24 protein-coding genes are annotated in these 22984 nt (G+C 52.1%); 11 read left to right on the forward strand and 13 right to left on the reverse strand.

Features of this window, described 5'->3' with window-relative positions; genetic code table 11:
• Positions 1 to 87: 87 nt before the first annotated feature.
• The gene (gene hemW / locus J4G78_RS15645) at positions 88 to 1284 is read right to left on the reverse strand and encodes a radical SAM family heme chaperone HemW (RefSeq protein WP_207987447.1); all 1197 of its coding nucleotides are present in this window, start codon (positions 1282 to 1284) and stop codon (positions 88 to 90) included.
• Between hemW and J4G78_RS18220 the strand changes: the two genes are divergently transcribed.
• On the forward strand, positions 1276 to 1974 hold the full coding sequence (locus J4G78_RS18220) for a CAP domain-containing protein (RefSeq protein WP_243457127.1): 699 nt from the start codon (positions 1276 to 1278) through the stop codon (positions 1972 to 1974). The genes hemW and J4G78_RS18220 overlap by 9 nt on opposite strands.
• A gap of 10 nt (positions 1975 to 1984) precedes the next feature.
• Here J4G78_RS18220 and rdgB read toward each other — a convergent pair whose 3' ends face one another.
• Both rdgB and rph read right to left on the reverse strand, forming a co-directional pair.
• Positions 1985 to 2617 carry an RdgB/HAM1 family non-canonical purine NTP pyrophosphatase gene (rdgB, locus tag J4G78_RS15655; RefSeq protein ID WP_207987448.1) on the reverse strand — a complete coding sequence of 211 codons (633 nt, stop codon included), beginning with the start codon at positions 2615 to 2617 and terminating at the stop codon, positions 1985 to 1987.
• Between the two features lie 8 nt (positions 2618 to 2625).
• Positions 2626 to 3339, reverse strand: a complete 714-nt coding sequence (gene rph, locus J4G78_RS15660) for a ribonuclease PH (protein ID WP_207987449.1) — start codon at positions 3337 to 3339, stop codon at positions 2626 to 2628.
• Between the two features lie 97 nt (positions 3340 to 3436).
• On the opposite strand from rph, the gene hrcA reads away from it, so the two are divergent.
• The 3 genes from hrcA (at position 3437) to J4G78_RS15675 (ending at position 6233) form a co-directional block, all read left to right on the forward strand.
• Positions 3437 to 4480, forward strand: a complete 1044-nt coding sequence (gene hrcA, locus J4G78_RS15665) for a heat-inducible transcriptional repressor HrcA (RefSeq protein WP_207987450.1) — start codon at positions 3437 to 3439, stop codon at positions 4478 to 4480.
• 11 nt (positions 4481 to 4491) lie between these two features.
• Positions 4492 to 5088, forward strand: coding sequence for a nucleotide exchange factor GrpE (gene grpE / locus J4G78_RS15670; RefSeq protein ID WP_207987451.1), 597 nt, complete (start codon positions 4492 to 4494; stop codon positions 5086 to 5088).
• Positions 5089 to 5702: 614 nt separating this feature from the next.
• Entirely contained in the window at positions 5703 to 6233 is a 531-nt protein-coding gene (locus J4G78_RS15675) for a PadR family transcriptional regulator (protein ID WP_207987452.1), read from the forward strand.
• A 3-nt stretch (positions 6234 to 6236) separates the two neighbouring features.
• On the opposite strand, the gene J4G78_RS15680 is transcribed toward J4G78_RS15675, so the two are convergent.
• A complete protein-coding gene (locus J4G78_RS15680; protein ID WP_207987453.1) occupies positions 6237 to 6722 on the reverse strand; it encodes a GNAT family N-acetyltransferase in 486 nt (161 codons plus the stop codon).
• A gap of 13 nt (positions 6723 to 6735) precedes the next feature.
• Complete coding sequence (locus J4G78_RS15685; protein WP_207987454.1) at positions 6736 to 8091, reverse strand: GntP family permease; 1356 nt, start codon at positions 8089 to 8091, stop codon at positions 6736 to 6738.
• 521 nt (positions 8092 to 8612) lie between these two features.
• Here J4G78_RS15685 and J4G78_RS15690 point away from each other — a divergent pair.
• Positions 8613 to 8963 (forward strand): PilZ domain-containing protein, encoded by a 351-nt coding sequence (locus J4G78_RS15690; RefSeq protein ID WP_207987455.1) that lies wholly within the window; start codon positions 8613 to 8615, stop codon positions 8961 to 8963.
• A gap of 58 nt (positions 8964 to 9021) precedes the next feature.
• Positions 9022 to 9546 carry a thermonuclease family protein gene (locus J4G78_RS15695; protein WP_207987456.1) on the forward strand — a complete coding sequence of 175 codons (525 nt, stop codon included), beginning with the start codon at positions 9022 to 9024 and terminating at the stop codon, positions 9544 to 9546.
• Here the strand turns inward: J4G78_RS15695 and J4G78_RS15700 are convergent.
• The gene (locus tag J4G78_RS15700) at positions 9518 to 10111 is read right to left on the reverse strand and encodes a rhodanese-like domain-containing protein (RefSeq protein WP_207987457.1); all 594 of its coding nucleotides are present in this window, start codon (positions 10109 to 10111) and stop codon (positions 9518 to 9520) included. The two genes, J4G78_RS15695 and J4G78_RS15700, sit on opposite strands and share 29 nt — an antisense overlap.
• Before the next feature lie 161 nt (positions 10112 to 10272).
• Between J4G78_RS15700 and J4G78_RS15705 the strand changes: the two genes are divergently transcribed.
• Both J4G78_RS15705 and J4G78_RS15710 read left to right on the forward strand, forming a co-directional pair.
• Positions 10273 to 10911, forward strand: a complete 639-nt coding sequence (locus J4G78_RS15705; protein ID WP_207987458.1) for a lysophospholipid acyltransferase family protein — start codon at positions 10273 to 10275, stop codon at positions 10909 to 10911.
• Complete coding sequence (locus tag J4G78_RS15710) at positions 10908 to 11705, forward strand: DUF1295 domain-containing protein (RefSeq protein WP_207987459.1); 798 nt, start codon at positions 10908 to 10910, stop codon at positions 11703 to 11705. The genes J4G78_RS15705 and J4G78_RS15710 overlap by 4 nt, the downstream gene beginning before the upstream one ends.
• A 2-nt stretch (positions 11706 to 11707) precedes the next feature.
• On the opposite strand, the gene J4G78_RS15715 is transcribed toward J4G78_RS15710, so the two are convergent.
• The 5 genes from J4G78_RS15715 to J4G78_RS15735 form a co-directional block, all read right to left on the reverse strand.
• Positions 11708 to 12367, reverse strand: coding sequence for a DsbA family oxidoreductase (locus J4G78_RS15715; RefSeq protein WP_207987460.1), 660 nt, complete (start codon positions 12365 to 12367; stop codon positions 11708 to 11710).
• A 30-nt stretch (positions 12368 to 12397) separates the two neighbouring features.
• Positions 12398 to 12748, reverse strand: coding sequence for an ATP-dependent Clp protease adapter ClpS (gene clpS / locus J4G78_RS15720; RefSeq protein WP_207990792.1), 351 nt, complete (start codon positions 12746 to 12748; stop codon positions 12398 to 12400).
• Between the two features lie 238 nt (positions 12749 to 12986).
• Positions 12987 to 13853 (reverse strand): phasin family protein, encoded by an 867-nt coding sequence (locus J4G78_RS15725; protein ID WP_207987461.1) that lies wholly within the window; start codon positions 13851 to 13853, stop codon positions 12987 to 12989.
• 317 nt (positions 13854 to 14170) lie between these two features.
• Positions 14171 to 15028 (reverse strand): sterol desaturase family protein, encoded by an 858-nt coding sequence (locus J4G78_RS15730; protein ID WP_207987462.1) that lies wholly within the window; start codon positions 15026 to 15028, stop codon positions 14171 to 14173.
• Between the two features lie 115 nt (positions 15029 to 15143).
• A complete protein-coding gene (locus J4G78_RS15735; RefSeq protein WP_207987463.1) occupies positions 15144 to 16172 on the reverse strand; it encodes an AraC family transcriptional regulator in 1029 nt (342 codons plus the stop codon).
• Positions 16173 to 16329: 157 nt separating this feature from the next.
• Between J4G78_RS15735 and J4G78_RS15740 the strand changes: the two genes are divergently transcribed.
• Together J4G78_RS15740 and J4G78_RS15745 are read left to right on the forward strand one after the other, a co-directional pair.
• Positions 16330 to 17400 (forward strand): type III polyketide synthase, encoded by a 1071-nt coding sequence (locus J4G78_RS15740; protein ID WP_310737226.1) that lies wholly within the window; start codon positions 16330 to 16332, stop codon positions 17398 to 17400.
• Positions 17393 to 17920: an isoprenylcysteine carboxyl methyltransferase family protein gene (locus J4G78_RS15745; protein ID WP_207987465.1), complete on the forward strand. Its 528-nt coding sequence runs from the start codon at positions 17393 to 17395 to the stop codon at positions 17918 to 17920. The genes J4G78_RS15740 and J4G78_RS15745 overlap by 8 nt, the downstream gene beginning before the upstream one ends.
• Before the next feature lie 4 nt (positions 17921 to 17924).
• Here J4G78_RS15745 and J4G78_RS15750 read toward each other — a convergent pair whose 3' ends face one another.
• Entirely contained in the window at positions 17925 to 18437 is a 513-nt protein-coding gene (locus tag J4G78_RS15750; RefSeq protein WP_207987466.1) for a Rid family hydrolase, read from the reverse strand.
• Positions 18438 to 18509: 72 nt separating this feature from the next.
• On the reverse strand, positions 18510 to 20837 hold the full coding sequence (locus J4G78_RS15755; RefSeq protein ID WP_207987467.1) for a TonB-dependent receptor: 2328 nt from the start codon (positions 20835 to 20837) through the stop codon (positions 18510 to 18512).
• 263 nt (positions 20838 to 21100) lie between these two features.
• Between J4G78_RS15755 and J4G78_RS15760 the strand changes: the two genes are divergently transcribed.
• Positions 21101 to 22849 carry a hypothetical protein gene (locus tag J4G78_RS15760; protein ID WP_207987468.1) on the forward strand — a complete coding sequence of 583 codons (1749 nt, stop codon included), beginning with the start codon at positions 21101 to 21103 and terminating at the stop codon, positions 22847 to 22849.
• Positions 22850 to 22984: the final 135 nt, after the last annotated feature.

The following is a 22984-nucleotide window of genomic DNA, read 5'->3' on the forward strand; positions in this document are numbered from 1 at the left end:
GGATAAAGTCCAAATATCCGATGCTGTGCTCCGCACTTGATGCGGAGCCTAGGGTTTGAGAGCGTGACAGCCATCCTAGGCTCCGCATCAAGTGCGGAGCACGTCAGCTATAATCTTTGGTAGCATCGCGTCGAGCAGCGGCATGCCTTTCGGTTTGACCGTAAGATGGTCACCGTCTCTCTCGACAAGGCCGAGACCACAGAGCTTCTGAACCTCCGCCTCATCGACCATCCCGGCCATTGCCAATCCGGTTTTCTCGGCCAACGTCGCCAAATCAACGCCTTCCCCCAGCCGCAGCCCCATCATCAGCGCTTCTGCGGCCTGAACATCGGGCGACAGCGCCTGTTCCACTTTCAACCCATTGCCATTGCGCTCCACCGCAGACAGAAAATTCTCCGGCTTCTTATGCCGCTCTGTCGCGGTGTTCAGCCGCCGTCCGTGCGCGCCGGGACCGATGCCGATATAGTCGCCATAGCGCCAGTAGGTCAGGTTGTGACGGCTTTCCTGACTAATGCGGGCATGATTGCTAATCTCATAGGCGGGCAGGCCTGCCGCTGTGGTTATCTCCTGCGTCAGATCAAACAGGTCCGCGCAATGATCGTCATCGGCGGGAATAAGCTGTCCGGTGCGCACCAATGTTTCAAAGCGGGTGCCAGGTTCAATCGTGAGCTGATAGAGCGAGAGATGGTCGGTGCCGAAACCCAGCGCCTGTTGCAATTCCGACTGCCATTCATCCAGCTTTTGGCCGGGACGTGCATAAATCAGGTCAAAGTTCACACGCCCGAAATTCCGCTGCGCCGTCGCAAGCGCAGCCAAACCTTCCTCGACATCATGTGCACGGCCTAAAAACGCCAGCGTTTGATCATCAAGTGACTGTAATCCCAAGGAAACACGGTTCACACCAGCGGACGCCAAGTCCGCAAATTTACTGGCCTCGACCGAAGAGGGATTGGCCTCCAATGTGATCTCGCATCCTTCTGTCAGTCCCCACAGCTTATCGGCTTCTGAAATCAGTTTCGCGACGAGCTGAGGGCGCATCAGCGACGGGGTGCCACCACCAAAAAAAACCGAGCTTATTCGTGGGCTTGGATTAACTTTATATTCATGTCTGAGATCGAAAAAGAGAGCTTTCTGCCATGCATCATGATCAACTTGATCACGCACATGGCTGTTAAAGTCGCAATAGGGACATTTGGCGATACAGAACGGCCAGTGAATATAGAGGGCAATCTCGTCACGGTCTGTCTGCTTCGCCGAAACGGGAGAGGACGGGTTATGAAGCATCGGGGAACCACTAAGCGTGGACGGTATTTCGTGCAAGCAGCAATGCTGGCACTATTGGTGGGTTGCGGTGGCGAAAGCGGCAGTCCTCCGGATGTAACGCTACCCGGATCTTCTGCGCCTAGCCCAACGCCTGCACCCACACCTACGCCAACACCGGCCCCGACGCCTACCCCGACACCTACGCCAACGCCAACGCCAACACCGGCCCCAACGCCTACACCCACACCCACACCCACCCCGACGCCGCCGAGCGGCTCTATGTTGCAGGTCATGCTGGCGGCTCACAACGCAGCACGCGCAGAAGTCGGTGTTCCCGCGGTAGAGCTCGACGCCGCGCTGAGTGCCGCAGCGCTGGATTATGCAGAAACACTCATCTCCAATGGACGGTTCGAACATAGTCCGGGGTCTTCGCGCCCCAATCAGGGAGAGAATCTCTGGGCAGGAACAGCGGGCGCATTTTCTTTCCAAAACATGGTGGATGGCTGGATCAACGAAAAGCAGTTTTTCGTTGCAGGAACTTTCCCGGATGTTAGCAGCACCGGCCGCTGGCAGGATGTCGGCCACTACACTCAAATCATCTGGCGGAGTACGACCAAGATAGGCTGCGGTATTGCCAGCGACAGCAGGCGCGATGTGTTAGTGTGTCGTTACAGTCCGCCAGGAAATTTCATCGGTAGGGCAGTGCCTTAACTAGGCCAGACTAGTCAAAGCAAGATTTTACCAGCTTTTCAAACGCATTGGCACGATGGCTCATGTCATGCTTTTGCTGTGGGTCTAATTCCGCAAAAGTTTGTTCAAAACCAATGGGTCGGAACACAGGGTCATAGCCAAAGCCCAGCTTCCCGCGCGGCGGCCAAACTAAATGGCCTTGCACGGAACCTTCGAATACTTCCGAATGTCCATCAGGCCAAGCAAGAGCCAAAGTGCAGACAAAATAGGCGCTGCGGTCGGTTTCTGGCCCAAGCTCGGACAGTTTGCCTTCGACTTTGCCCATGGCCATATACCAGTCGCGCCCCGGACCACCTTCATAGTTGGCTGCTTCTGCCCAGTCTGCTGTATAGACTCCAGGCGCTCCATTCATAGCCTTAACGCAAAGACCGCTATCATCAGCAAGCGCCACGCAATTTGCACCCTCCGCACTCGCTCGTGCCTTGAGTAGGGCGTTCTCAGCAAAAGTCGTACCGGTTTCTTCCGGCTCCGGTAAGCCTAGTTCCCCAGCTGATACAGGCTCGATGCCAAAGGGGGCCAGTAGGGCGCGAATTTCACGCACCTTGCCTTGATTGTGGCTGGCAATGACAAGCTTTCCGGGTTGCAGTTTGCGGTGTTCCGTCATGGGCGCGCTTATGAAACCGCCTTATCCTGCGCCTCGAAAATCTGGCCACAGCCAATTTTCGCCAGCCGCATCAACCGCATCAGGCCTTCGTCATCAAATGTTTCGCCTTCGGCCGTCGCCTGCGCTTCAGCAATATTACCATCGCCAGTCAGTACGAAATTGGCGTCGGCACCAGCATTGCTATCTTCGTCATAGTCGAGGTCAAGCACAGGGTTGCCGTTATAAATGCCGCAACTGATTGCAGCGATTTTCTGTTCAATTGGATCTTCGCTGATCAACTTTTCATTGAGCAGACCATTCACTGCCAGACGTAGCGCGACCCATGCTCCGCTAATCGACGCGGTGCGCGTACCGCCATCGGCCTGAATGACGTCGCAATCGACTGTGATCTGACGCTCGCCCAATTTTTTCATATCGACGACGGCGCGCAGAGAACGTCCAATTAGGCGCTGAATTTCTTGTGTTCTGCCCGATTGCTTGCCGCGTGCAGCTTCGCGGGAATTGCGGGTATTAGTGGCGCGAGGCAACATCGAATATTCGCCGGTAACCCAGCCTTCACCCTTCCCGCGGAGCCAAGGCGGAATGCGCTCTTCGATACTCGCAGTGCAAATGACCTTGGTATCGCCAAAGCTAATTAGGCAGGAGCCTTCTGCGTGTTTGGTATATTCGGTTTCGATAGAAATAGTGCGCATCTCGTCGAGCGCGCGTCCTGATGGGCGCATGTTTGATTCTCCTGTGGATTGCTTGGGTCATGTCTTAGAACAGGTAGCTGATTCTGCAAGGCTGGAATCAAATCAAAAATAACCCTATCTAATTGTTATGACTACAACACCAATCACAGAAATGACGATGCGTGCGCAGGATATTTTTCGCGTGGTGGTAGAGTCTTACCTCGACAATGGTGCTCCAGTTGGGTCGCGTACCATTTCGAAAGCCCCCGGGCTTGAACTCTCACCCGCCTCGATCCGCAATGTTATGCAGGACCTCGAAGAATTCGGTCTGCTCGCGGCTCCCCATACTAGCGCCGGTCGGGTTCCAACCGAAATGGGATTACGGCTTTTTGTTGATGGCATGATGCAGGCGGCGGAACCGTCAAAACAAGAGCGTGAGGCGATTGAATCACAAATTAGTGACCAAGGTCCGATTGAAGAGGCGTTGTCGGCGACGACGGCGATTCTGTCTGGACTGTCGGCCTGTGCAGGTCTTGTCATGGTGCCTAAACGGGAGCCTCTGCTGAAACAGTTCAGTTTTGTAAAATTGTCGGAAGGACAGGGACTTGCTATCCTTGTAGGCCAGGATGGCGGTGTTGAGAATCGTGTACTTGATTTGCCCATCGACATATCGGCGTCTGCTCTTATTGAGGCTGGTAATTACCTTACAGCGCAGTTTGGCGGGATGACACTTTCGGACGCCCTATCGCGTATTGATAAGGACATTCAAGCTGGTCGCATGGCTATAGACAAGGCATCGAAAGATTTGGTGCAACGCGGTTTTGCAACCTGGACCAAAGACCCGCTGGAGCGCCCCATGCTTATAGTGCGGGGACAGGCCAATTTGCTGGAGGACAGCGCGCTGGAAGATCTCGATCGGGTTCGGCAATTGCTTGATGAGTTGGAAGGTAAACAGGAAATATCACGTTTGCTGGATAACGCCCGTGATGCAGACGCCGCGAAAATATTTATCGGTGCAGAGAATAAATTATTCTCCCTTTCCGGCTCATCTGTGATAGCGGCCCCCTATAAAGATGGCGAGGGACAAGTGGTCGGCGTGGTAGGAGTTATTGGACCCACCCGCTTGAACTATGCCCGCGTCGTACCCATGGTAGATTTCACGGCGCAAACGCTGTCCAGATTGTTGAAATGAGTGACGAAATAATGAGTGATACAAGACCACAAGATAATGAAGATGCGAAGCTCGACGAAGCCGCAGCTGCAGAGCTGGACGGCGTGCCAGAGGCAATGAAAGAAGGCGGAGACGAGGGCTCCGACGAAACATCGCAAGATGACCGCATCGCGGCTCTTGAAAATGAGCTGGCCGAAGCCAAGCAGCAGGTTCTCTATGCGCAGGCGGAAACCCAGAATGTCCGCCGCCGGTTGGAGAAAGATGCGCAGGATGCAAAGGCCTATGCGGCGACCGGTTTTGCCCGCGATATCTTGAGCGTATCCGACAATCTTCAAAGGGCTCTTGCTGCCATTCCAAATGAAATTAAGAACGAAGAAAAATGGAAAGGCTTGATTGGCGGCATCGAAGCTACCGGGCGGGAGCTGGAAACCGTATTCGAGAAAAACGGCATCAAACGGGTGGCTTCCGTCGGCCTGCCGCTGGACCCCAACCAGCATCAGGCGATGGTCGAAGTTCCGACCGACGAACAGGAACCGGGAACCGTGGTGCAGGAAATGCAGGCTGGTTACATGATCAAGGACCGGTTGTTGCGTCCCGCCTTTGTCGGTGTGGCAAAGAAGCCTGAGTGATCTAATCTAGACGTCTTTGTCGAATTCCGGATTAATGCTTCGGCGGACAAGAGAATTTATGTCATCCTTCTGGGCTTTTTTCGACCGGAAATATGATCGTACAGCCAAAGGCGATATGATTGGAATAACGAATGACATAAACAAGACCATTATGAACGCCAGCGGACTATCTGATAAGGCAGTATGATCGGACCCTCGAGTGCGGATGGTACCATCGCTAAACCACTGGTAGATATTCAAGATAGAAACAGTAGACAACGAAAACAGGAATATGAACGCTATTACTTGCGTAAGCTTGCTTTTCATAGGAATCTCCGAAATCTATTTCTAAATTAGAATAGAAATATTTAATATCTCTTTACTGAGATTATCAGATCGGTCTTCTCGTCCAATTAAAGAGAACAAATTTGCTTAATCTAATGGCATATAGTTAGTTCTAAAAACTTCCCTTTTTGATCAATCGCTTCGTTCTTCTGGCTGATCCAGATATTGCATATTTCGCTTTAAGATATATCTTAGAAACAGCTTAGACATGAAAAGAAAGAAATATTATGCGATATGCAAACTATAATGATTGTGGATCAGGCTCTTGGCGCGGTAGAGGTTGGGGCGCTATGAACGGACAGAAATTTGCCCGCGCCTTTGCCGCGGCCGCCTTTGAAGGGGCGAAAGCCAAGCGCCGTGCGCGGGTTTTTCAGCGTGGGGAGTTGCGGCTGGTGCTGCTTCATTTGATTTCGCAGGAGCCGCGTCATGGTTATGACCTTATCCAGCAGATTGAGGAACTCACCGGCGGTCACTATGCGCCGAGCCCCGGAATTGTGTACCCGACGCTGACACTGATGGCCGAGATGGATCTGATTGACGAACAAGTCGATGATGGCGGCAAAAAAATCTACTCCATTACCGATGCCGGGACAGCTCTTTTGGCCGAAGAAGAGAAACATATTGCTGATATTCTTGCTAGATTAGAGGGCATCGCGCAAATGGATCAGGCGGCTGATGGCGCCTCTATTCGCCGTGCCATGAGTAATATGAAAAGCGCGATCCGTATCCGGCTTGCTGATGAGGAAAAGGGGTCTGAAAAAATCCTCGACGTTGCGGCGATTATTGATGAAGCCGCAAGCAAGATCGAGCGGATGAAATAAGAGTCACAGCTCCAGCGCCATCTGTACATTGCATCGGGCATAAGGGGTAGGCCACAGGTCATCGCCAGATAAATGCTGAAAGCCGCATCGCTCGTATAGGCGTATCGCGGCTTTCAGGTCGTTATTCGTCTCCAGCCAGATAGTGTCCGCTGCCATTGTCCGTCCTTCGGCAATTAGCGCTTCCAACACCGCCCGACCAATACCTTGCCCATGCAAGTCTTTACGAGCCGCCATCTTAACGATTTCCAGCCAATTGCGGCCATCTTTTGGATCATGATGAGGCGGCAAGATCGCGCCGGTGCCAACTACACGGCCATCCCATTCGGCAATGATGATCTGGCCGCCCGGTTTAAGGATAGTTGTTTCCAAATCTTCCAACTGATCGCGGTCGCTTTGCTCCAGGGTAAAAGATTCCTCGATCCAGTCGAGATTGAGAGCAATATAGTCCTGCTTGTCTGTGGCCGTATATCGGCGGGTTGTTAAGGTCATATCTTTCCCGGCATCAGAACATCGTGAATAACATAACCGCCATGATCGTACCAATGACCGGTATGACCACGGTCAGTGCGCCGACAGCGCCATAGGCATCTTTATGGGTTTCACCACAAACCGCTCGTATGGTGGTCACGACATAACCATTATGCGGCAGGCTATCGAGTGCGCCAGAGGAAATGGCGACCACCCGGTGCAGTTCGTCCGGCTGTGCGCCGACATCCAGATAATGCGGTGCGATCAGCGGCAGGGCGATGGTCTGTCCGCCAGAGGCCGAGCCGGTTAAACCGGCGATCACGGTCACCGCAATCGCTGCCCCGATAAGTGGGCTGCCCGGAATATTCTGCACCATGACCAACGCCTCCTGAAAAGCGGGCGACAGTTTGGCAACCGCGCCAAAACCGACGACGGCACAAGTATTGGTAATCGCGACCACCGCGCTGGTGGCCCCGCGCGAGAAGGCTTCGGGCATTGCCTTGAGCTTGCGGTAGCCGACCGCAAGCGCGACAATCGCGCCGGAGCCCAATGCCGCGACCAAGGCCCATTTATCGAGCGAGTTTTGCGGCAAAATAGCTGACAATGGCCCCATGTCCTGTGGATATTGAAATATCAGGAAGATGCCGAGTACAGCAGCTAGCGGTAGGAGACACAAGATCGGCGCAGGTAGGGTGCCATAATCGGTATTGGCATCATCAGTTTCTCGGCCAACAAATGTTTCACCATTCGCCACCGCTCGTTTCACCATCCAGTTGAGCCAAAAATGTCCGGCTATGGCCATGAAAACGGCAACGACAAGGCTGACTTCCCAACCGGCATAAGCGGTAGTCCCTAGAAATTCCATCGGGATCAAGTTCTGGATTTCCGGGCTTCCCGCCGTAGTCATTGTGAAGGTAACAGACCCGAACGCCAAAGCAGCAGGAATGAAGCGGCGGGGTAAATTAGCTTCTCGGAAAAGGTGGACCGCCAGTGAATAGACTGAAAAGGCAACGATAAAGACGCTAACTCCGCCATAGGTTAGGACCGCACAGGCAGCAACCACGGCGAGTACGGCATGTTTGATACCGATCTTTTCGATGATCCAGTGCGCGACGCTGGCGGCCGCCCCAGATGCGCCCATAATTTCACCAAATATTGCGCCGAGCAGGAACATGAAAAACCAGCTTTTGAAGAAGCTGACAAAGCCGTCCATATAGGCGGTGGCAAAATCCGGTGCGCCTTCTGCTGCAAGCGGTGGTAACCACGCCAAGCCACTGGTTGCGGCAACAATGGCGGCAGCAATCGGTCCGGCGATCAAAATATTTACGCCCTTCACTGTCATATAAATGAGCAGCGCGAGCCCGCCGATTAATCCGATTGCTGATATCATTGCGCTTTCACCCCTTGTTTTCACCATTCTATTGCAGAGGTCGGGAACGAGCGGCAAGGATCAATTTTGATGATGGGCTTAATCACCGGATTTGCAGAGAATTCCCGACGAAGTTTACAAAGTGCACGCAGTTCATTTGGTTGTTTGAAGCACCGCATTGATGCTTCAAAGTTCACACAAGTCTCACGATGTTCGACCCGTGAAGATTCCGATCATAATGGAGACAAAATTTCGGATAACTTATCACGGTAGCTTCGGTGTAGGAAAGCGAGAAGAAGCTTAATACGCCGTGCGATAAAGGAAGTGGAATGTGTGAAGTTAACAAGTTAAATTCTTTTAAAACAATAGTTTAATGAAAATTCAGCATTCTCATATTAACCAGATAAAACAGGTTCGCTGTTAACCTTTGCATAATCATCTGTTGGTATTTGTCAGTCCCAGATACCAGAGGCTCAAAAGGGCCAAGAAAACCGCCAGAGGGTCGAACATCCTAAGGCACTAACGTCGGGATTTTATTGGCAATGAGCGGCAAATCTGATCAACGGGAAATAATGGCAAAGTCGAAGCGGGGCGATCACCGGATATCTACGCGTACTGGCGTAGAAATTCTTGCAGAAGTCCGCGAGCCAGGTCTTGGACGCATTGAAGCGACGATTATGGATTTGTCGATGACCGGATTTCGTATGCGATGCATGACGCGGCTGACGGGTGAAAAAAATATTTTTATGGGGTTGCCATCTTTCGCCGCGATTGAGAGCAAAATATGCTGGATAGATGGCGATATTTTTGGTTGTGAATTTGTGCAAAGCCTGCACCCCGCTGTGTTTGATCATATTGTTTCAAAATACCCGACCCTGAAGCAGGCGGGTTAACCGAGCTCCGTCATATCGGTATTGCGCAGACCCGATAACAAGCTAGGCTTGGCTGGCAATGGCCAGTAAATTTTTTCGAAACGTCAAGACAATACTATTGTTTTTGCTGATTGTTGGCGGATCATGGGCGTTTGGACGCTGGGCGATTGATCCGGAAACGATCACGGTGAATGGTAAAACTGTGCAAGTCATTGACGGGGATAGCTTCAAAGATGCTGCCACCGAGTATCGCATTTACGGTATTGATGCGCCTGAATATCGCCAGCTCTGTAAAGATACGGACAATCGCAATTGGCCTTGCGGGAAATCGGCGCGGACTGCTTTGGAAAAGAGGTTAAGCGAAGGCCAATATAGCTGTGAAGTTCATGCCCGTGATAAATATGGCCGAACGATTGTGACCTGTTCAAGCGGTAACCAGGATCTCGGCGCCGCTATGGTCGAACAGGGGCACGCCATATCCTCTGATAGTTTTGACCAGGTAGTTTATGGTCGCGAAGAAGCTAGCGCCGAAAAGGCGAAGCGCGGTATTTGGCAAGGAAGCTTCGAAACACCGTCTAGTTGGCGCGCGTCGCATCCTCGATAGGTTTCTGAGACAATTGAGATGGGTTTATCGTGAGAGTTCTAGGTATTCCTGTCCAACGCGCAAGCGGATCCGCCATATGGGTCACCCCATTTAGCTCGTAGATATTCTCATATCCATAGCCATAGAGATTAATAAATGTTGGGATATTCAGCGCGAGCGGTGCCCGTTTTAGCGGAATGGGCGGGATATCATCACGGAAATTATTGTTGCAGTAGATCAGGATCGGCCGCGTTTTATCTCCCAACAACTTGGTAAGTTTTTCTTCGGTAAAGTCCGAAAAAGGTATGTTGATTGCGCCTTCAATATGGCCCTGCGCAAAAGCGGCCGCAGATCGGCTGTCGAGAATTATTGCATTTTGATCCTTCGCGATGGCGTTGAATTTTTTTAGATCGACCAACCGTTCTTGGCGATATTCGGAGAGTTCTTCGGTCAATTGAAGAAAGCCGGCATAGTCAACCTGTGGGAGAGTCCTTATTTCAGCAGTAGATAGCTGTTGTGCTATAACGGGTTGTAGCGAGAGCGCTGAAAGGACGGCAGCAGATGCGATGAGTGTCGACAATTTCATGATCTTTATCCCCATTTTCACAAACCAACTAAAATCTAGACTTTTCAGATTGCTAAAAGCTGAACCTGCACTAATTTACGGATTGTATCGGGCGTTGCACTTGAGTGAAATGAACCTATGGTCCTTTCACATATGCGAGCAGAATCGCAAACGGGGGAAGCGTGCACAATAATATTAAACCCAATTGGTTGTCGGAAATTGTCCGGCGCTTTTCCGTATTTGTTTATACGATCACTGGTTGGAAGGCGGTTCAGGAAAACCCAGCACCGCGAAAATGTGTAATTATCGCAGCACCCCATACCAGCAACTGGGACTTTATCTATTTTTTCGGGTTGACCAATAGCTTGAAAATCAACTCCTACTGGATCGGGAAGGATACGCTCTTCAAAAAGCCCTTTGGCGATATGATGCGGCGAATGGGCGGAATTCCGGTAGATCGTTCCAAATCTCAGAATATGGTTGATGCGATGGTCGCGGAGTTTAACAAGCGCGATGATTTCATTCTCACTATTCCGCCAGAAGGGACGCGCGGCAATGTGCGGCAATGGCGAACCGGTTTCTACTATATTGCGCTAAAAGCCAAAGTGCCGTTGATCGTCGGAATGATGGATTATGCCAAGAAAACCGGCGGACTGGGCCCGGAAATCGAAGTGACCGGAGACTATGAGGCGGATATGGCCAAGATCAGCAGCTTTTATCACAGCGTCACGCCCAAATATCCTGACAAGGCGATGGATGACATTGTGCATACTGCAGCCGACCCGGCATCGGGTGGAGGAAAATCAGGCAATAAATCATGAGTCTGCTATTGGCGCTCGGCCAGAATTTCATTCTGCTGGTGGGAATTATGATCATCCTCTGGCTGATTTCTGTCAGGATCCGTGATGTATCCTTCATCGACTCTTTTTGGGCTTACGGCATGGCGATCCTTGCTGGAGCGTCCATTGTGCAGGCGGGAAATACCGGCTGGCTTGGCTGGACGATATTTGGTTTGACGGTGACGTGGGGCGTGCGGTTGGGCACACATTTGCTATTGCGCTGGCGTAAGGAAGGAGAAGACCCTCGCTATGCGAAGATCATTAGCACAGCGATGAAGAAAAAGGGTTGGAGCTTTGCCAAAACGGCTTTGATCAAGGTTTGGGTGTTGCAGATTCCATTATTGTTCATGGTTTGCCTGCCAGCACAAATTGGTATATTCTTGGCGGAAAATCAGGATCTGAGTCCGGTCGCCATTATTGGCCTGGTTCTGGCTATGATTGGCATCACATTTGAAACTATTGGTGACGCGCAGCTCAGGACTTTCAAGTCCAATCCGGACAATAAAGGCAAAGTGCTTGATACCGGCCTCTGGCGCTATACACGGCATCCCAATTATTTCGGCGACTTTTGCACCTGGTGGGGTATCTGGTTGGTCGCCGCGCAAGTCGGTTGGCCAGTTTGGTTAGCGGTTGTAGGGCCGTTATTTCTGAGCTTTACGCTGACAAAGTGGAGTGGCGCGCCGATGTTGGAACATTCCCTGCGCAAGAACCGGCCGAACTATGTCGATTATATTGAACGGACATCCGGCTTTTTTCCGATGCCGCCAAAGACTTAGTCTCAGGCTGCTGCAGCGAGCACCTTATTCTCGATAATCTGAGCAAAGACATCGCTGTCTTGAGCGCCGGGCACCATGAACTTCTTGTTAAAGATGAAGGCGGGAACGCCGGAGATGAACCGGTCTTGCCATTGGGCTTCAATGGAACGAACCTCGGCGGCAAACATGTCGCTTCCCAACAGATCGCGGACGCGTTTCTCATCAAGGCCTACAGAGCCTGCGACTGCAATGAGCACTTCATGATCGCTGACATCTTTGCCGTCAGTAAAATGCGCTTTGAACAGGGCCAGTTTTAACGCTGTTTGCTTGCCTGTCTCACCGGCCCAATGCAGCACCCGGTGCGCATCGAAAGTGTTCACCATCCGCATGTTTTCATGGTAGCTAAATTCGAAATCGAGATCGCTCCCAGCATTGCGCAGCCGTTCGCGATTGGCTTTGCTTTGATCCGGTGTAGCGCCATATTTCTGTGCCATATGCTCATCAATATCTTGCCCTTCAGGAGGCATGGACGGATTTAATTCAAAGGCGTGCCAGGCAAGGGCGAATTGCGCTTTGCCTTCAAAGCGCTGCATTGCCTGTTCGAGCTTTTTATAACCGATAATACACCACGGACAGACGACATCGGAGACAATATCGACGGTAATCACCGGGGTCTCTGACATGACTTATTCCTTAAAAAATAGGATATGGGCTCAGTCTTTTTCTAAAGTACATTGCAACGGATGCTGGTTCTTACGCGCGAAGTCCATAACTTGCGTAACCTTAGTTTCCGCCACTTCGTAGCTGAATGTCCCGCAAACGCCGACCCCTTTTTGGTGAACGTGCAGCATGACCCTTGTCGCTTCGTCAATATCCATTTGGAAAAAGCGTTTGAGGACCAGCACCACAAATTCCATGGGTGTATAGTCGTCATTGAGGATCAGGACTTTATAGGGGTTGGGTTTTTTGGTCTTGGTCCGTGTTTTTGTTGCGATGCCAATATTGGTATCATCGCCATCTCCGGCGCCATTGTTATCTGCGCCATCATCGTCGTCCCCGGCCATAAGTTCAAGCGGCCGAGAGGCTTCGTTAGCCTGCAAGAGGAGCGGGTCGGCGTCAAATAGTGTGAGGGAGAGAATCTCTGCTTTAATCATGTTCGACAAGATATGGTATTTTAACCCCAGAGGGCAAGTGGCGGATTGATCAATCGGCGATGATTTTACGACAAACCGTCCGATTATTGCACAAATGAAAAAGGCCGCTCCCTCGGGAGCGGCCTTTTTGCGTGACGTTAAAAGCGGCTTAAGCGGCTTTTTTCATTTCCTTGCGGATGGTGCTGACGCGATCAGCGATTGGCTGATAGGCTTTGCCAGCCAATTTGGTCACTGCATCCACATTGTTCGACGTCTGGTCAACAACCCGGTCCATGCCGTTACGCAGATAGTCGGTCTGCTTGTCGAAAAAGTCTTTCGGTGTTGCAACACTGAAAACGCCTTGTAGAGCACGGCTGGCTTCAACGAAATTTTCACGGGTGTACTTGAGGTTGGTTTTGCCGATTTCCTGAGCGCCTTTAGCGGTGATTTTGCCGCTTTCGATCAGGGTCTCGATATTCTCGCGGTTGAATTCAACAGCGTTCTTGGATGCTTCAACAGCACGATCAGCAACGTCTTTAGCGCGTTCCTGAGCCGTTGCGGTCAGCTTCTCAAAGCGGTTACCGAGTGTTTCAGCAGCGTTTTTCGCTTTGTTGGCAGCTTTCGTGTTAGCGGCTTTGGTGTTCTTCGCTACGCGCTTCGTTGCGGTGGTGCGTTTTGTTGCGGTGGTCATTGTCTTGGTTCCTTTCTTAACAGTCTTTTTGGTCGTGGTAGCGGCGCGTTTTGGAGCGTCTTTGCGCTTCGTAACAGCTTTCTTCGGAGCCGCTTTCTTTGCTGCAGGCTTCTTTGCAGCGGGTTTTGAAGCCGTTTTGGTTGCCGCAGCAGCGACCGGCTTTTTAGCAGCGGTCGTCGATACGGTCTTTGGTGCTGCCTTGGCCTCTGCTTTTTCAGCAGGTGCCTTTTCAGCGGTTACGGGTTCTGCAGATGCAGCGGCCGCGTAAGCCGCCTCAGCAGAGAGGCTGGCGGGCTTTTTAGCAGCCGGAACAGCCTGTTTGTCGGTTGTATTTGTATCAGCCATCTTTGCTTCCATTTGTTTGTTGCAGTGCACAAATAGGGATGGAGGTCGGCAAAGTCAAGGAAAAATGTTGCACTGCAACATAAAGCGAATTTTTCCTATAAAATCTAATTTTGCCAATGGTCTGCGTGGATCTATATCTTATCCCTCTTTCGCGGGTTTATACATAATATACGCAGAATGAGCGAAAAAGTTCCATTATGCTGCCCTGCAATATTATGAGCTGCGTCTGCTGGCGACGCTAGCATCAGTCATGTGTTTGGAACCGAGTGATAAAGTCATGTTAATATCACGAGGCGCGCTCTGTAGGAAAGCATATATCAGATCAAATTAGCTGTGGTCACCACCGCCAACAATGAAAATGCAGCGATGCTGATATTGGCTGCTGCCCCAACCGATAGCTGGATCGGTTTGGCCACTGCATCAAAGCGCGCTTCATAATCAGAATGTTCAGTGCCCATCATCCGGTCCCACCAGGTAAAATAGAGGCCGAAATTGCTGTTACCCTGACTATGGTGCAGGTCATGATGGGTTGTCGTGGTGATCCAGCCGACAAATTTGTTACGCGTCCAACCAGCGGGGAACAGCTCAACCCCGGCATGGCCCATGACGTTGCGGACAATCATATGGGCAAGGAACAAGAAGATCGCAAAAGGATACATGCCGTCGAACAGGATAGAGGCAGCAAAGACATAGATCGGCACAAAGGCAGCCTCGGTCATCGCCTCGAAAGATGAGAAGCTGTAAGCAGCCCAAGGTGTTGGCGTGCGTGACTTGTGATGATGCAGGTGCGAGAAGCGGAACATGGTTTTCGTGTGCAACCAGCGGTGCATCCAATAGAAATAGGCATCATGGGCCACGATCATCGCCAAAAGCTGAACGACGAATAGCGGCCAGATAATTTCACCGGTCATTACGGTGATCCAGCCACTCGCTTCCAGCAAGACGGTGCTGATGGTTGTCAGGCCGAAGACAACGACCGTCCGCATGGAAGATAGAAACTCACGTTTATAATCAGCAAACCCGGCTTGACGTGATTGAATGCGCCGCGCTTCGCTCCATTTGCCGAAGGCCCAGAGAATGAAAGACAAGGCGCCCGCAGCGATCAGGTAGCGGCCCAGATCGAAAGTAAAGGCGCCGATCATATGGTCGATTATGTCATTAAATAGTCCGGGCATCTTTTTCTCCATCAAAAGCGATATTGGTTTGATGAAGGCAAAGTGGCAGAAAGCCTGATCCGTATCGCTGCAATGCTGAAAAATGCTGTGCGATTTTGAAAATGATCAGACTATTTCAGTTTTGATCAATCGCTGATTTACGAAAATCACTAGGCGTTAGGCCAGTTTCGGCGCGAAATGCGCGATTGAACGGGGCAAGTGACCCATAGCCTAAATCCATCGCAATGGTCAGGATTGGCAGATCAACCATGGCGCGGTCGCTCAGTTTTTCTTTCGCTTCCGTGATTCGATAGCCGTTGAGGAACGACGAAAAATTGCGATGGCCAAGTTGTTTATTAATCAGCGCGCGGAGCCGGTGTTCCGGCGCATCAAGCTGCGCCGCCAGTGTCGCGATGGTCAGTGACGGGGTACGATATTGTCCTTCATCCATAGCGGCGATAAGTTTGTCATGGAGAACGGTTTCGCTTGGGGACAGATTTGTAGCTGTATATTTTCTGGCTGGCGAGTAGCCACGTTCGACCAAAACTTCGGGCTCCGCAATAAGTAACGCCGAACCGGCACACAAAACCAACAGAAAAATGAAAGACGCGTTTACGGCTGATGCTGCGGGCAGGATGTTATGGCCTCCATATAGCAATTCGAATAGCAGCACGCCGCCGACCTGCAAACCGATCAACAATGGCAAATAGGTGCTTATCAACCGGCGCTTTTCGACCAGATCATCCGCTCTTCCTCCAATAGCTATTACCAATAGATGTGCGATCAGGGCCAACGAGACAATGCGGATCGCATCAAATGTTAGCCATCGGCCATCCGCGGACAGGTTTGCGCTCGCCCATAGCAAAAATAAGATCAGCGAAGCGCCAGTCAGAATTTTTTTGTTGATCGGGCGTTCAAATAGTTCGTGGCCAAACACCCACGCCCAGATGGTAGTGGATACGGATATGAAATCGATCACCATGTCTGGAATACCTGCATCCGGGGCAAATCCAGACGAGTTAATAATATAGGCCATCGAGCTAACCAGCAATCCAATAGCAGCAATTTTGAGCCGCGTGCGTATTCTGCCCGCGATCAAGACAGCGATGATCATGATCTGCCCACCTATGGTGAGCAAACGCAATATTATATCGACCAATGCCAAGTCTATTCCGGCGATTGCTATAACCTTCCCTGTTACGTGCTATGCTAGCCCATCTTATTCAGTTCGCAACGGGAATATCATTGATACGTCCGTTCGGGCATTGTGCAGATTATTCTTTGGTTTATGAAACAGCTATGTGTAACAGCTTGAATATGCTGTGCGAACATCTCCTATGTCCCAACTGACATCCATCGCGACCGCTCTTCCTGACCATAAGATCAGCCAAGAGGATGTTCTGGCCGTGCTGGCAAAGGCGCGTGGGTCGGCTTTGCCCGCCCGATTGAAGCAGATATTGGGCAATAGCGGGATTGATCATCGATATATCGCCCGGGACCCCGACTATTATCTGAAGCAACGCAGCTGGCCGGAACGCGCGCAAATCTATGATGAAGTGGGCAGGACATTAGCGGAGCGGTCGGCCGCTGCGGCAATGGTGGCAGCAGGCCTGCAGCCAACAGACATTGACGTCATCATGATGATTTCGACCACGGGCACAATGACGCCTTCGATTCCGAGTCGTTTGATCGAGTCTATGGGGTTTCGTCAATCTGTGCAGACCGTTCCGGTTTTCGGCTATGGCTGCGCGGGCGGTATATTGGGGCTACGGTTGGCCAATGATCTGGCGGATGCCAATGGCGGGCAAAATGTGCTGATGATCTCGCTGGAACTGTGCAGCCTGTCGTACGATTATAGTCAGTTTGACAAGAAGAATATGATCGCAACTGCCCTGTTTGCCGATGGCTGCGCCGCTGCCGTTCTGACCGGTAAGGGCGGGCGGGGCACTGGACCATCTTTTCGGGCGTTCGATCAAAAAACCTGGCCAGACACACGCGATATGATGGGTTGGACCATTGGCGAAACCGGATTTGATCTCGTGCTCGCCCGCGATATCCCGACATTCGTGACCAAAGATTTCACGCCCTTTTGTGACGCTTTTCTGGCGGAACAGGGATTGGAAAAAAGCGATCTTGGCGAACCTGCTTGTCATCCGGGCGGCGGCAGGGTTGTGGAAGCCTTGGAAGGTTATTTCGCGCCAGAGCTTTCCGGCATCCCCGCAACCCGGGATGTGCTGAAACATCATGGCAATATGTCATCGCCGACCGTGTTATTCGTGCTGGAAAAACTACTCAGTGATAATCCTAAGAAACCTATCTTGATGACGGCGCTTGGTCCCGGCTTTACATCCGTACTGGGGATATTGGACCCGCAGGAACAGGTTGATGAATGATTTAGGCGCGATTTTTACCACTCCTCCGACCCTCGTCACATGGGTTCTGATCTACATTGTCGCACAGAGGTTGGGCGAACTGGTCTATGCGAACGGTAATACCAAGCGGCTGCTATCAGAAGGCGGCAAGGAATTTGGCGCGGATCATTATCACTGGTTCATTGTCCTCCATAGCGCGTGGCTGGTGGTTATTTTCCTGCTGGTTGATCCTTTGCTTGCGCTGAATCCAGTCCTGCTTGCGTTTTTCATTGGCACCCAAATCTTGCGCGTCTGGACTTTGGCATCCATCGGCCGCTGGTGGACCACACGGATTATCTCCGCCCCGCATTTTGACCGCGTCAAGCGCGGACCCTACAAGTTTTTCAGCCATCCCAATTATTTGGTCGTCGTTCTTGAAATTGCGATTGTCCCCCTGTTGATGGGATTACCATGGGTGGCGTTACTCTTCTCGATATTGAACGCGATCCTGTTGCGCCACCGGATTAGCGTCGAAAATGCTGTGCTCGCCCACCGCGGTTAGCAGCCTAATTCTCGGCTTTCCCATCAGTACCAGACTGAGCCGCTTCAGCAAGCGGTAGGTAGGCGGTGACTTTGATCTCGATAATTGCCTTTTCACCGCCGAACAGCTGGCTTACGCCGATGGCTGTCCACGCCGGATAGGGTGCTGGAACCCGTTCCTGTTTTACCGCCCACATCGGTCCAATATATTTATCGAGATCGGTGAGGTAAGATGTCACATCGACAACATCTCTCCAGTCGCCGCCTGATGCTTTCAGGATCATTTCTATTTCCTCAAAGGCGCGAACAACCGCTGGCGTGATATCGGCGTCGGTTTCGTCATCTTGTAGCCTGGCGACAACGCCCGATAAGTAAACCATATCGCCTGCTCGCACCGCCGGAGCAAAGCGGAAATTCTCGTAACTGTCTTTCAGTGTTTCAGGGATGATCACCTGTTTTTGCGCGCTGGCCGCAGTCGGGGCGTGGATCAGCACCATAGCGGCGATAGCGGTGAAGAATATAGCTTTGGCTTGGCGCATGGAAACTCCCCTTTCCGGCAAAGTTTAGTCGGAAAGGGGTTTTCGGGCAAGTTGGTTGGTCCGTTCTGCAAGTTAAAATCTGGCGGTTAGCTCTACCCCGTAAAATCGTGGTTCGGCCGGAATGAATGTGGGTATGCCAAAAGCACCGCCAGTGTTACCAGCATCGAGCAGATAATTTTCATTGGTCAGGTTCCTTGCAAACCCGGCTAGTTCGAACTGATCATTGGCAAAAGACATCCCAGCACGCAGATTGACCAATGTAACGGCATCCTCGCTAATCGCCGGATCATTCGGAATCTGAAAGAATATCTTGCTGCGATAGGTGATGCTGGGGGTCATGAAAAAGCGTGTGTTGTCATTAATCGGATAGTCGATCGTGAAGCCACCAGCGGCTTGTACTTCCGGTTGCAGGCGGAAACGGGCATCGCGAAAATTGTCAGCAATGTCGTCGGAATTGTCGATGCCGCCATCAATATAACCGATATTGGCAAATATATTGAGCCAGTCGGCCGCCTGAATGCCGACTTCTGCCTCCACACCAAAGTTTTTGGCACTACCGGCGCTTTGGGTTTCTGCCAGTCCGGTTTCGGGGTTGACCACGCTGACCTGAAAGCCTTCATAAGTCTGATAATAGACGCCCAGCGAACCAGAGACAGGGCCAAACGATCCTTTCAGGCCGACTTCATAATTCCATACCGTTTCTTCGGGAATGGCGGTGAAGTCTGCAATCGGTCCATTGGCGCTGCCCGTTGCATCAAGGTCGACGGTAGGGGAGCGACGGCCTTTGGAGATTGTCGCGAAGCCGTTAATATCGTCCGAAAAGCGATACAGGATGTTGAAACGCGGTAAGAAGGCTTGAAAACTGTCTTCTGTGCGGAATGTTTGTCCGGCTGTATCGGTTACCGGAAACAGCGGAATACCAGCAAGAACAGAGTTTGGAGCAAAGGCCCGATAGCCCGAGCGGCGCTTTTCAATTATCGCCCTTATACCGGCGGTGAGTTCCAGTTCTGGGATCGGGATCCAGGTACCATCGGCAAATACAGAATAGCTGTCATTTTTCCCCAGGTTTTCAAATTCCAGCGTATAGGGAATGGCGGTAACCGTGCCTCCTGTCAGCGCTTCTATGGCAGGACCAGCGGGTATCCCGTCCGCGCTGACACAGGGCACGCCGACTACCACTTGGCCTTGAAAGCACTGCAGGAAGCTTACCTCATCGGTGGCCAGCGGCACGCGCTGGTTGCTGTCTTCGCGGAAAATATTCCAGCCGAAGGACCCGCGAAAGGTCGAGCCATTATTATAGGAAAAGCGGGTTTCATGGCTCCACTGGTCCCCCTGCGCTTCCTCGGCAAATTCCAGATAGACCGCGGCCGAGCCATCCGCATCGAATATTTCATTGGAATCGAAATTGCGATAGCCGTTGACCATTGTCAGCGTCCAATCATCATCAAAATCCCACGAGAATGTGAAATTCGCATCATAGACATCCCGGATCAGGCCCAGTTCGTCGTCACCCAGAACTTCCGGGAAAAACGGCGATCCGCCAAGAAAAGCCGGACCAAAGGGATTGGCTGGACCTGCTGTCGTTGGCAGGGAGCCCGAAATGAAAGGCGTGCCGGAATTGCGTTGGCGATCATAGGTGAATATCAGATCGGCGGTGAAATCGTCGCTGGGGGTATAGCGCAGCGATCCCCTGATGCCGAGCTGGTTCTGGGCATAGAGATCATCCTGATTGGGCGCCAGATTTTCGACATAGCCGTCCCGCCGTTTATAGGCGAAGGCCACCCGCCCAGCAATGATATCCGACCCGGCGTTGAGATGGCCTGCGACCGTATAGGCATCAAAATTGCCATAGCTGCCGGACAGCTCTCCTGAAAAGCCGGCTTCCGGTTTGTTTGAGACGATGCTGATCGCGCCGACCGCGGACGCGGTTCCGAACAATGTCGCTTGCGGCCCCTTGATCACTTCGATCCGTTCGATATCATAAGCATCCTGATAAGAGCCGCGCGAGCGGGATATATCCACGCCGTTATAATATAATGTGACCCGGGGCGCTTGTTGCGACGATCCGCTGTCAGAGGTGATTCCGCGAATAACAATACCGGGGTTATTAGCGCTTTGTTCCTGAATATTCAGGCCGGGGATATAATTGGAAAGCTCGTCCAAATCTGAAACGCCCAGCTCGCGCAGCCGTTCACCGGTTGCAGCCGAGATAGTGATCGGCACGTCAGTCGAGCGCTGTTCGATCTTCTGCGCAGTAACGATAATGACATTGTCATCGGCAGCGCCACCATCTGCTGCATCAAGATTGTCTTGAGCGACGGCGGATACGGAATTTGCCGCAAAGGCAAGAGAGAGGGCGAGGGCGGGCAGGGAAGTCTTGGAGCGGGAGCGTTTTAACATCAAAATGAGCCTTTACTTGCAGCAGCGGGAGAATGACTGTGCAAGTGCAGCATTGCTGTTACGGCATCAGGTTATGCGTGTGACATATTGATGAAAGTCAGGCGTCTCCAATGTGACTGAAAGGAAAAATAGACCCAATTTGGGTTAATTCCCGTTTGTAACAGCCGTAACTGATTCCCATAGGCTGAAAGCACGTCGGGGGATGGGAAAGCTTGTTTAATATCAAGACATTGATTTGGAAAATATGCGCCGTCGGTTTGCTGATGGCTGCCGCATATCCTTATGGTTCAGCATTGGCGCAAACCACGTCTGCGCCTAGCGGTACTGTGATCAACAGCTATGCCCGGGTTGTTTCTATCTCTTCGACAACCGTCCAACTTTCTAGCAGCACCGGATTTACGGCCAATAGCCGAGCGCTCATCGTCCAGATGAAGGGGGCTTCCGTCACACGCACCGACAGCGCAGCCCATGGCGATATAACCGGCTATGGTAGTGCCGGTCGCTTTGAATATGTCAAAATTATCAGCGTTTCGGGCAATACCGTCACGTTGGAGGCGGCACCCTCGGTCGCCTTTAATACTGGCGGATCTCTTCAAATGGTCAGTGTCCCTGTATTCGATGGCGGATCTTTGAACCAGAATATCATCCCGCAAGCGTGGAATGGACAAACCGGCGGCGTGATCGCCTTTGATGTGACGGGAACCCTGACGCTTAATGCCAATATTGATGCCACGGGCCGGGGCTTTCTCGGCGGCGCATTGGCAGCTTCTACGCCTTTTGACAGCTGTGCCTCGGACCAGATAAACTATACTGGCCCGGTTGAAGCCGGCACAGGCAACAAGGGTGAGGGCATCGTCCCAAACGCAGCCGCTCACGCCGCCCGCCGCGGGCATAATGGCAATGGCGGCGGCGGCGGTAATATCACCGATGCTGGCGGTGGCGGCGGAGGAAATATTGGCGCGGGCGGGTTAGGCGGCCGTGAACTGGACGTCTGCGAAGATGATGGCGCCTTTGGCGGTCTCGGCGGCCAGACCCTCGATTATTCTCCCAATAACCGCTTGTTCATGGGCGGCGGCGGTGGTTCTGGGTCGGAAGTATCACAAGCCGCAAGCGGCGGTAATCGCAGCGGCGGCGGGTTGATTTTTCTTCGAGTGGGCCAGTTGGTCGGCGGGGGCGGTCAGATAATCGCCGATGGCCTGTCGGCGCTGCAGGATAATTTTAACGGTTCGGATGGCGGCGGCGGCGGCGGCGCGATTGCGGTGTCCGTGATCTCGGGCCTGTCTGGTTCTCCAGTCTTTCGCGTCACCGGCGGCGAGGGCGGTGATGAAGCCAATGACCAGTTTGCCCATGGTACCGGCGGCGGCGGCGGTGGTGGAGCGATCCGGCTATTCGGCGCGACCTGCGCAGCGATCACGCCGGTGGTCAATGGCGGTACCGCCGGGACCAGCGTGCTGGGGAATGATGCGGGTGATCCCAATTGGGGCGCTATTGATGGCGGTCCGGGCAATTGTCAGGGTAATTTCTCCGCGCTGGGTCAGACTTCACCGGTAGACCCGGCACGGTTGAATGTTGTGAAGACCTCTTCTGTCTATACAGCCAATGGCTCTAGCACCGGTTTCTCCATTCCCGCTGAAGATATGATCTATACCATTGTCGTGCAGAATGTCGGCGGCGGTCCGGCCGGAGAAGACAGTGTTTTCGTTATCGACCAGCTGCCCGCCCAAATCACCTTTTTTAACGGTGATATCGATGATGGTGGACCAGATAACTTCCCTGGCAGTGATCCCGTTGCCTTTGTCGACAATGGCAGCGGCCTTAGTTTTAACTATGCCAATGATGTAGCCTTTTCAAATCAACCCAGCATGCCGATTTCTTTTGCAGACTGCACTTATGAACCGGCCAGCGGTTATGATCCGGCCGTCACTTTTATCTGCATCAACCCCAAAGGTGTCTTTGCCAGACCCCAACCAACCGCGGAATTTACGATAGCCTTGCGGGCAAGAATTAACTGAAGATATTTGCGATTTTGAGCGTCACGTGGTCATCAGGCATTGCGGAAATTCGGCACATCGAAATTCTACAAATTATACGTGTTTTGGGGTTGAAATTCTGTTGAAGCGTTTCTTTTCATCGATGAACGGAGGCCT

The sequence above is a fragment of the Parasphingorhabdus cellanae genome (assembly GCF_017498565.1).
GTDB lineage: Bacteria > Pseudomonadota > Alphaproteobacteria > Sphingomonadales > Sphingomonadaceae > Parasphingorhabdus > Parasphingorhabdus cellanae.

Excerpts from the sequence above, each read along its gene's own strand:
- J4G78_RS18220 (WP_243457127.1), top strand. The coding sequence starts at position 1,276 with ATGAAGCATCGGGGAACCACTAAGCGTGGACGGTATTTCGTGCAAGCA.
- hemW (WP_207987447.1), bottom strand. The coding sequence starts at position 1,284 with ATGCTTCATAACCCGTCCTCTCCCGTTTCGGCGAAGCAGACAGACCGT.
- rdgB (WP_207987448.1), bottom strand. The coding sequence starts at position 2,617 with ATGACGGAACACCGCAAACTGCAACCCGGAAAGCTTGTCATTGCCAGC.
- rph (WP_207987449.1), bottom strand. The coding sequence starts at position 3,339 with ATGCGCCCATCAGGACGCGCGCTCGACGAGATGCGCACTATTTCTATC.
- hrcA (WP_207987450.1), top strand. The coding sequence starts at position 3,437 with ATGACTACAACACCAATCACAGAAATGACGATGCGTGCGCAGGATATT.
- grpE (WP_207987451.1), top strand. The coding sequence starts at position 4,492 with ATGAGTGATACAAGACCACAAGATAATGAAGATGCGAAGCTCGACGAA.
- J4G78_RS15675 (WP_207987452.1), top strand. The coding sequence starts at position 5,703 with ATGAACGGACAGAAATTTGCCCGCGCCTTTGCCGCGGCCGCCTTTGAA.
- J4G78_RS15680 (WP_207987453.1), bottom strand. The coding sequence starts at position 6,722 with ATGACCTTAACAACCCGCCGATATACGGCCACAGACAAGCAGGACTAT.
- J4G78_RS15685 (WP_207987454.1), bottom strand. The coding sequence starts at position 8,091 with ATGATATCAGCAATCGGATTAATCGGCGGGCTCGCGCTGCTCATTTAT.
- J4G78_RS15690 (WP_207987455.1), top strand. The coding sequence starts at position 8,613 with ATGAGCGGCAAATCTGATCAACGGGAAATAATGGCAAAGTCGAAGCGG.
- J4G78_RS15695 (WP_207987456.1), top strand. The coding sequence starts at position 9,022 with ATGGCCAGTAAATTTTTTCGAAACGTCAAGACAATACTATTGTTTTTG.
- J4G78_RS15700 (WP_207987457.1), bottom strand. The coding sequence starts at position 10,111 with ATGAAATTGTCGACACTCATCGCATCTGCTGCCGTCCTTTCAGCGCTC.
- J4G78_RS15710 (WP_207987459.1), top strand. The coding sequence starts at position 10,908 with ATGAGTCTGCTATTGGCGCTCGGCCAGAATTTCATTCTGCTGGTGGGA.
- J4G78_RS15715 (WP_207987460.1), bottom strand. The coding sequence starts at position 12,367 with ATGTCAGAGACCCCGGTGATTACCGTCGATATTGTCTCCGATGTCGTC.
- clpS (WP_207990792.1), bottom strand. The coding sequence starts at position 12,748 with ATGGCCGGGGACGACGATGATGGCGCAGATAACAATGGCGCCGGAGAT.
- J4G78_RS15725 (WP_207987461.1), bottom strand. The coding sequence starts at position 13,853 with ATGGCTGATACAAATACAACCGACAAACAGGCTGTTCCGGCTGCTAAA.
- J4G78_RS15730 (WP_207987462.1), bottom strand. The coding sequence starts at position 15,028 with ATGCCCGGACTATTTAATGACATAATCGACCATATGATCGGCGCCTTT.
- J4G78_RS15745 (WP_207987465.1), top strand. The coding sequence starts at position 17,393 with ATGAATGATTTAGGCGCGATTTTTACCACTCCTCCGACCCTCGTCACA.
- J4G78_RS15750 (WP_207987466.1), bottom strand. The coding sequence starts at position 18,437 with ATGCGCCAAGCCAAAGCTATATTCTTCACCGCTATCGCCGCTATGGTG.
- J4G78_RS15755 (WP_207987467.1), bottom strand. The coding sequence starts at position 20,837 with ATGTTAAAACGCTCCCGCTCCAAGACTTCCCTGCCCGCCCTCGCCCTC.
- J4G78_RS15760 (WP_207987468.1), top strand. The coding sequence starts at position 21,101 with ATGGCTGCCGCATATCCTTATGGTTCAGCATTGGCGCAAACCACGTCT.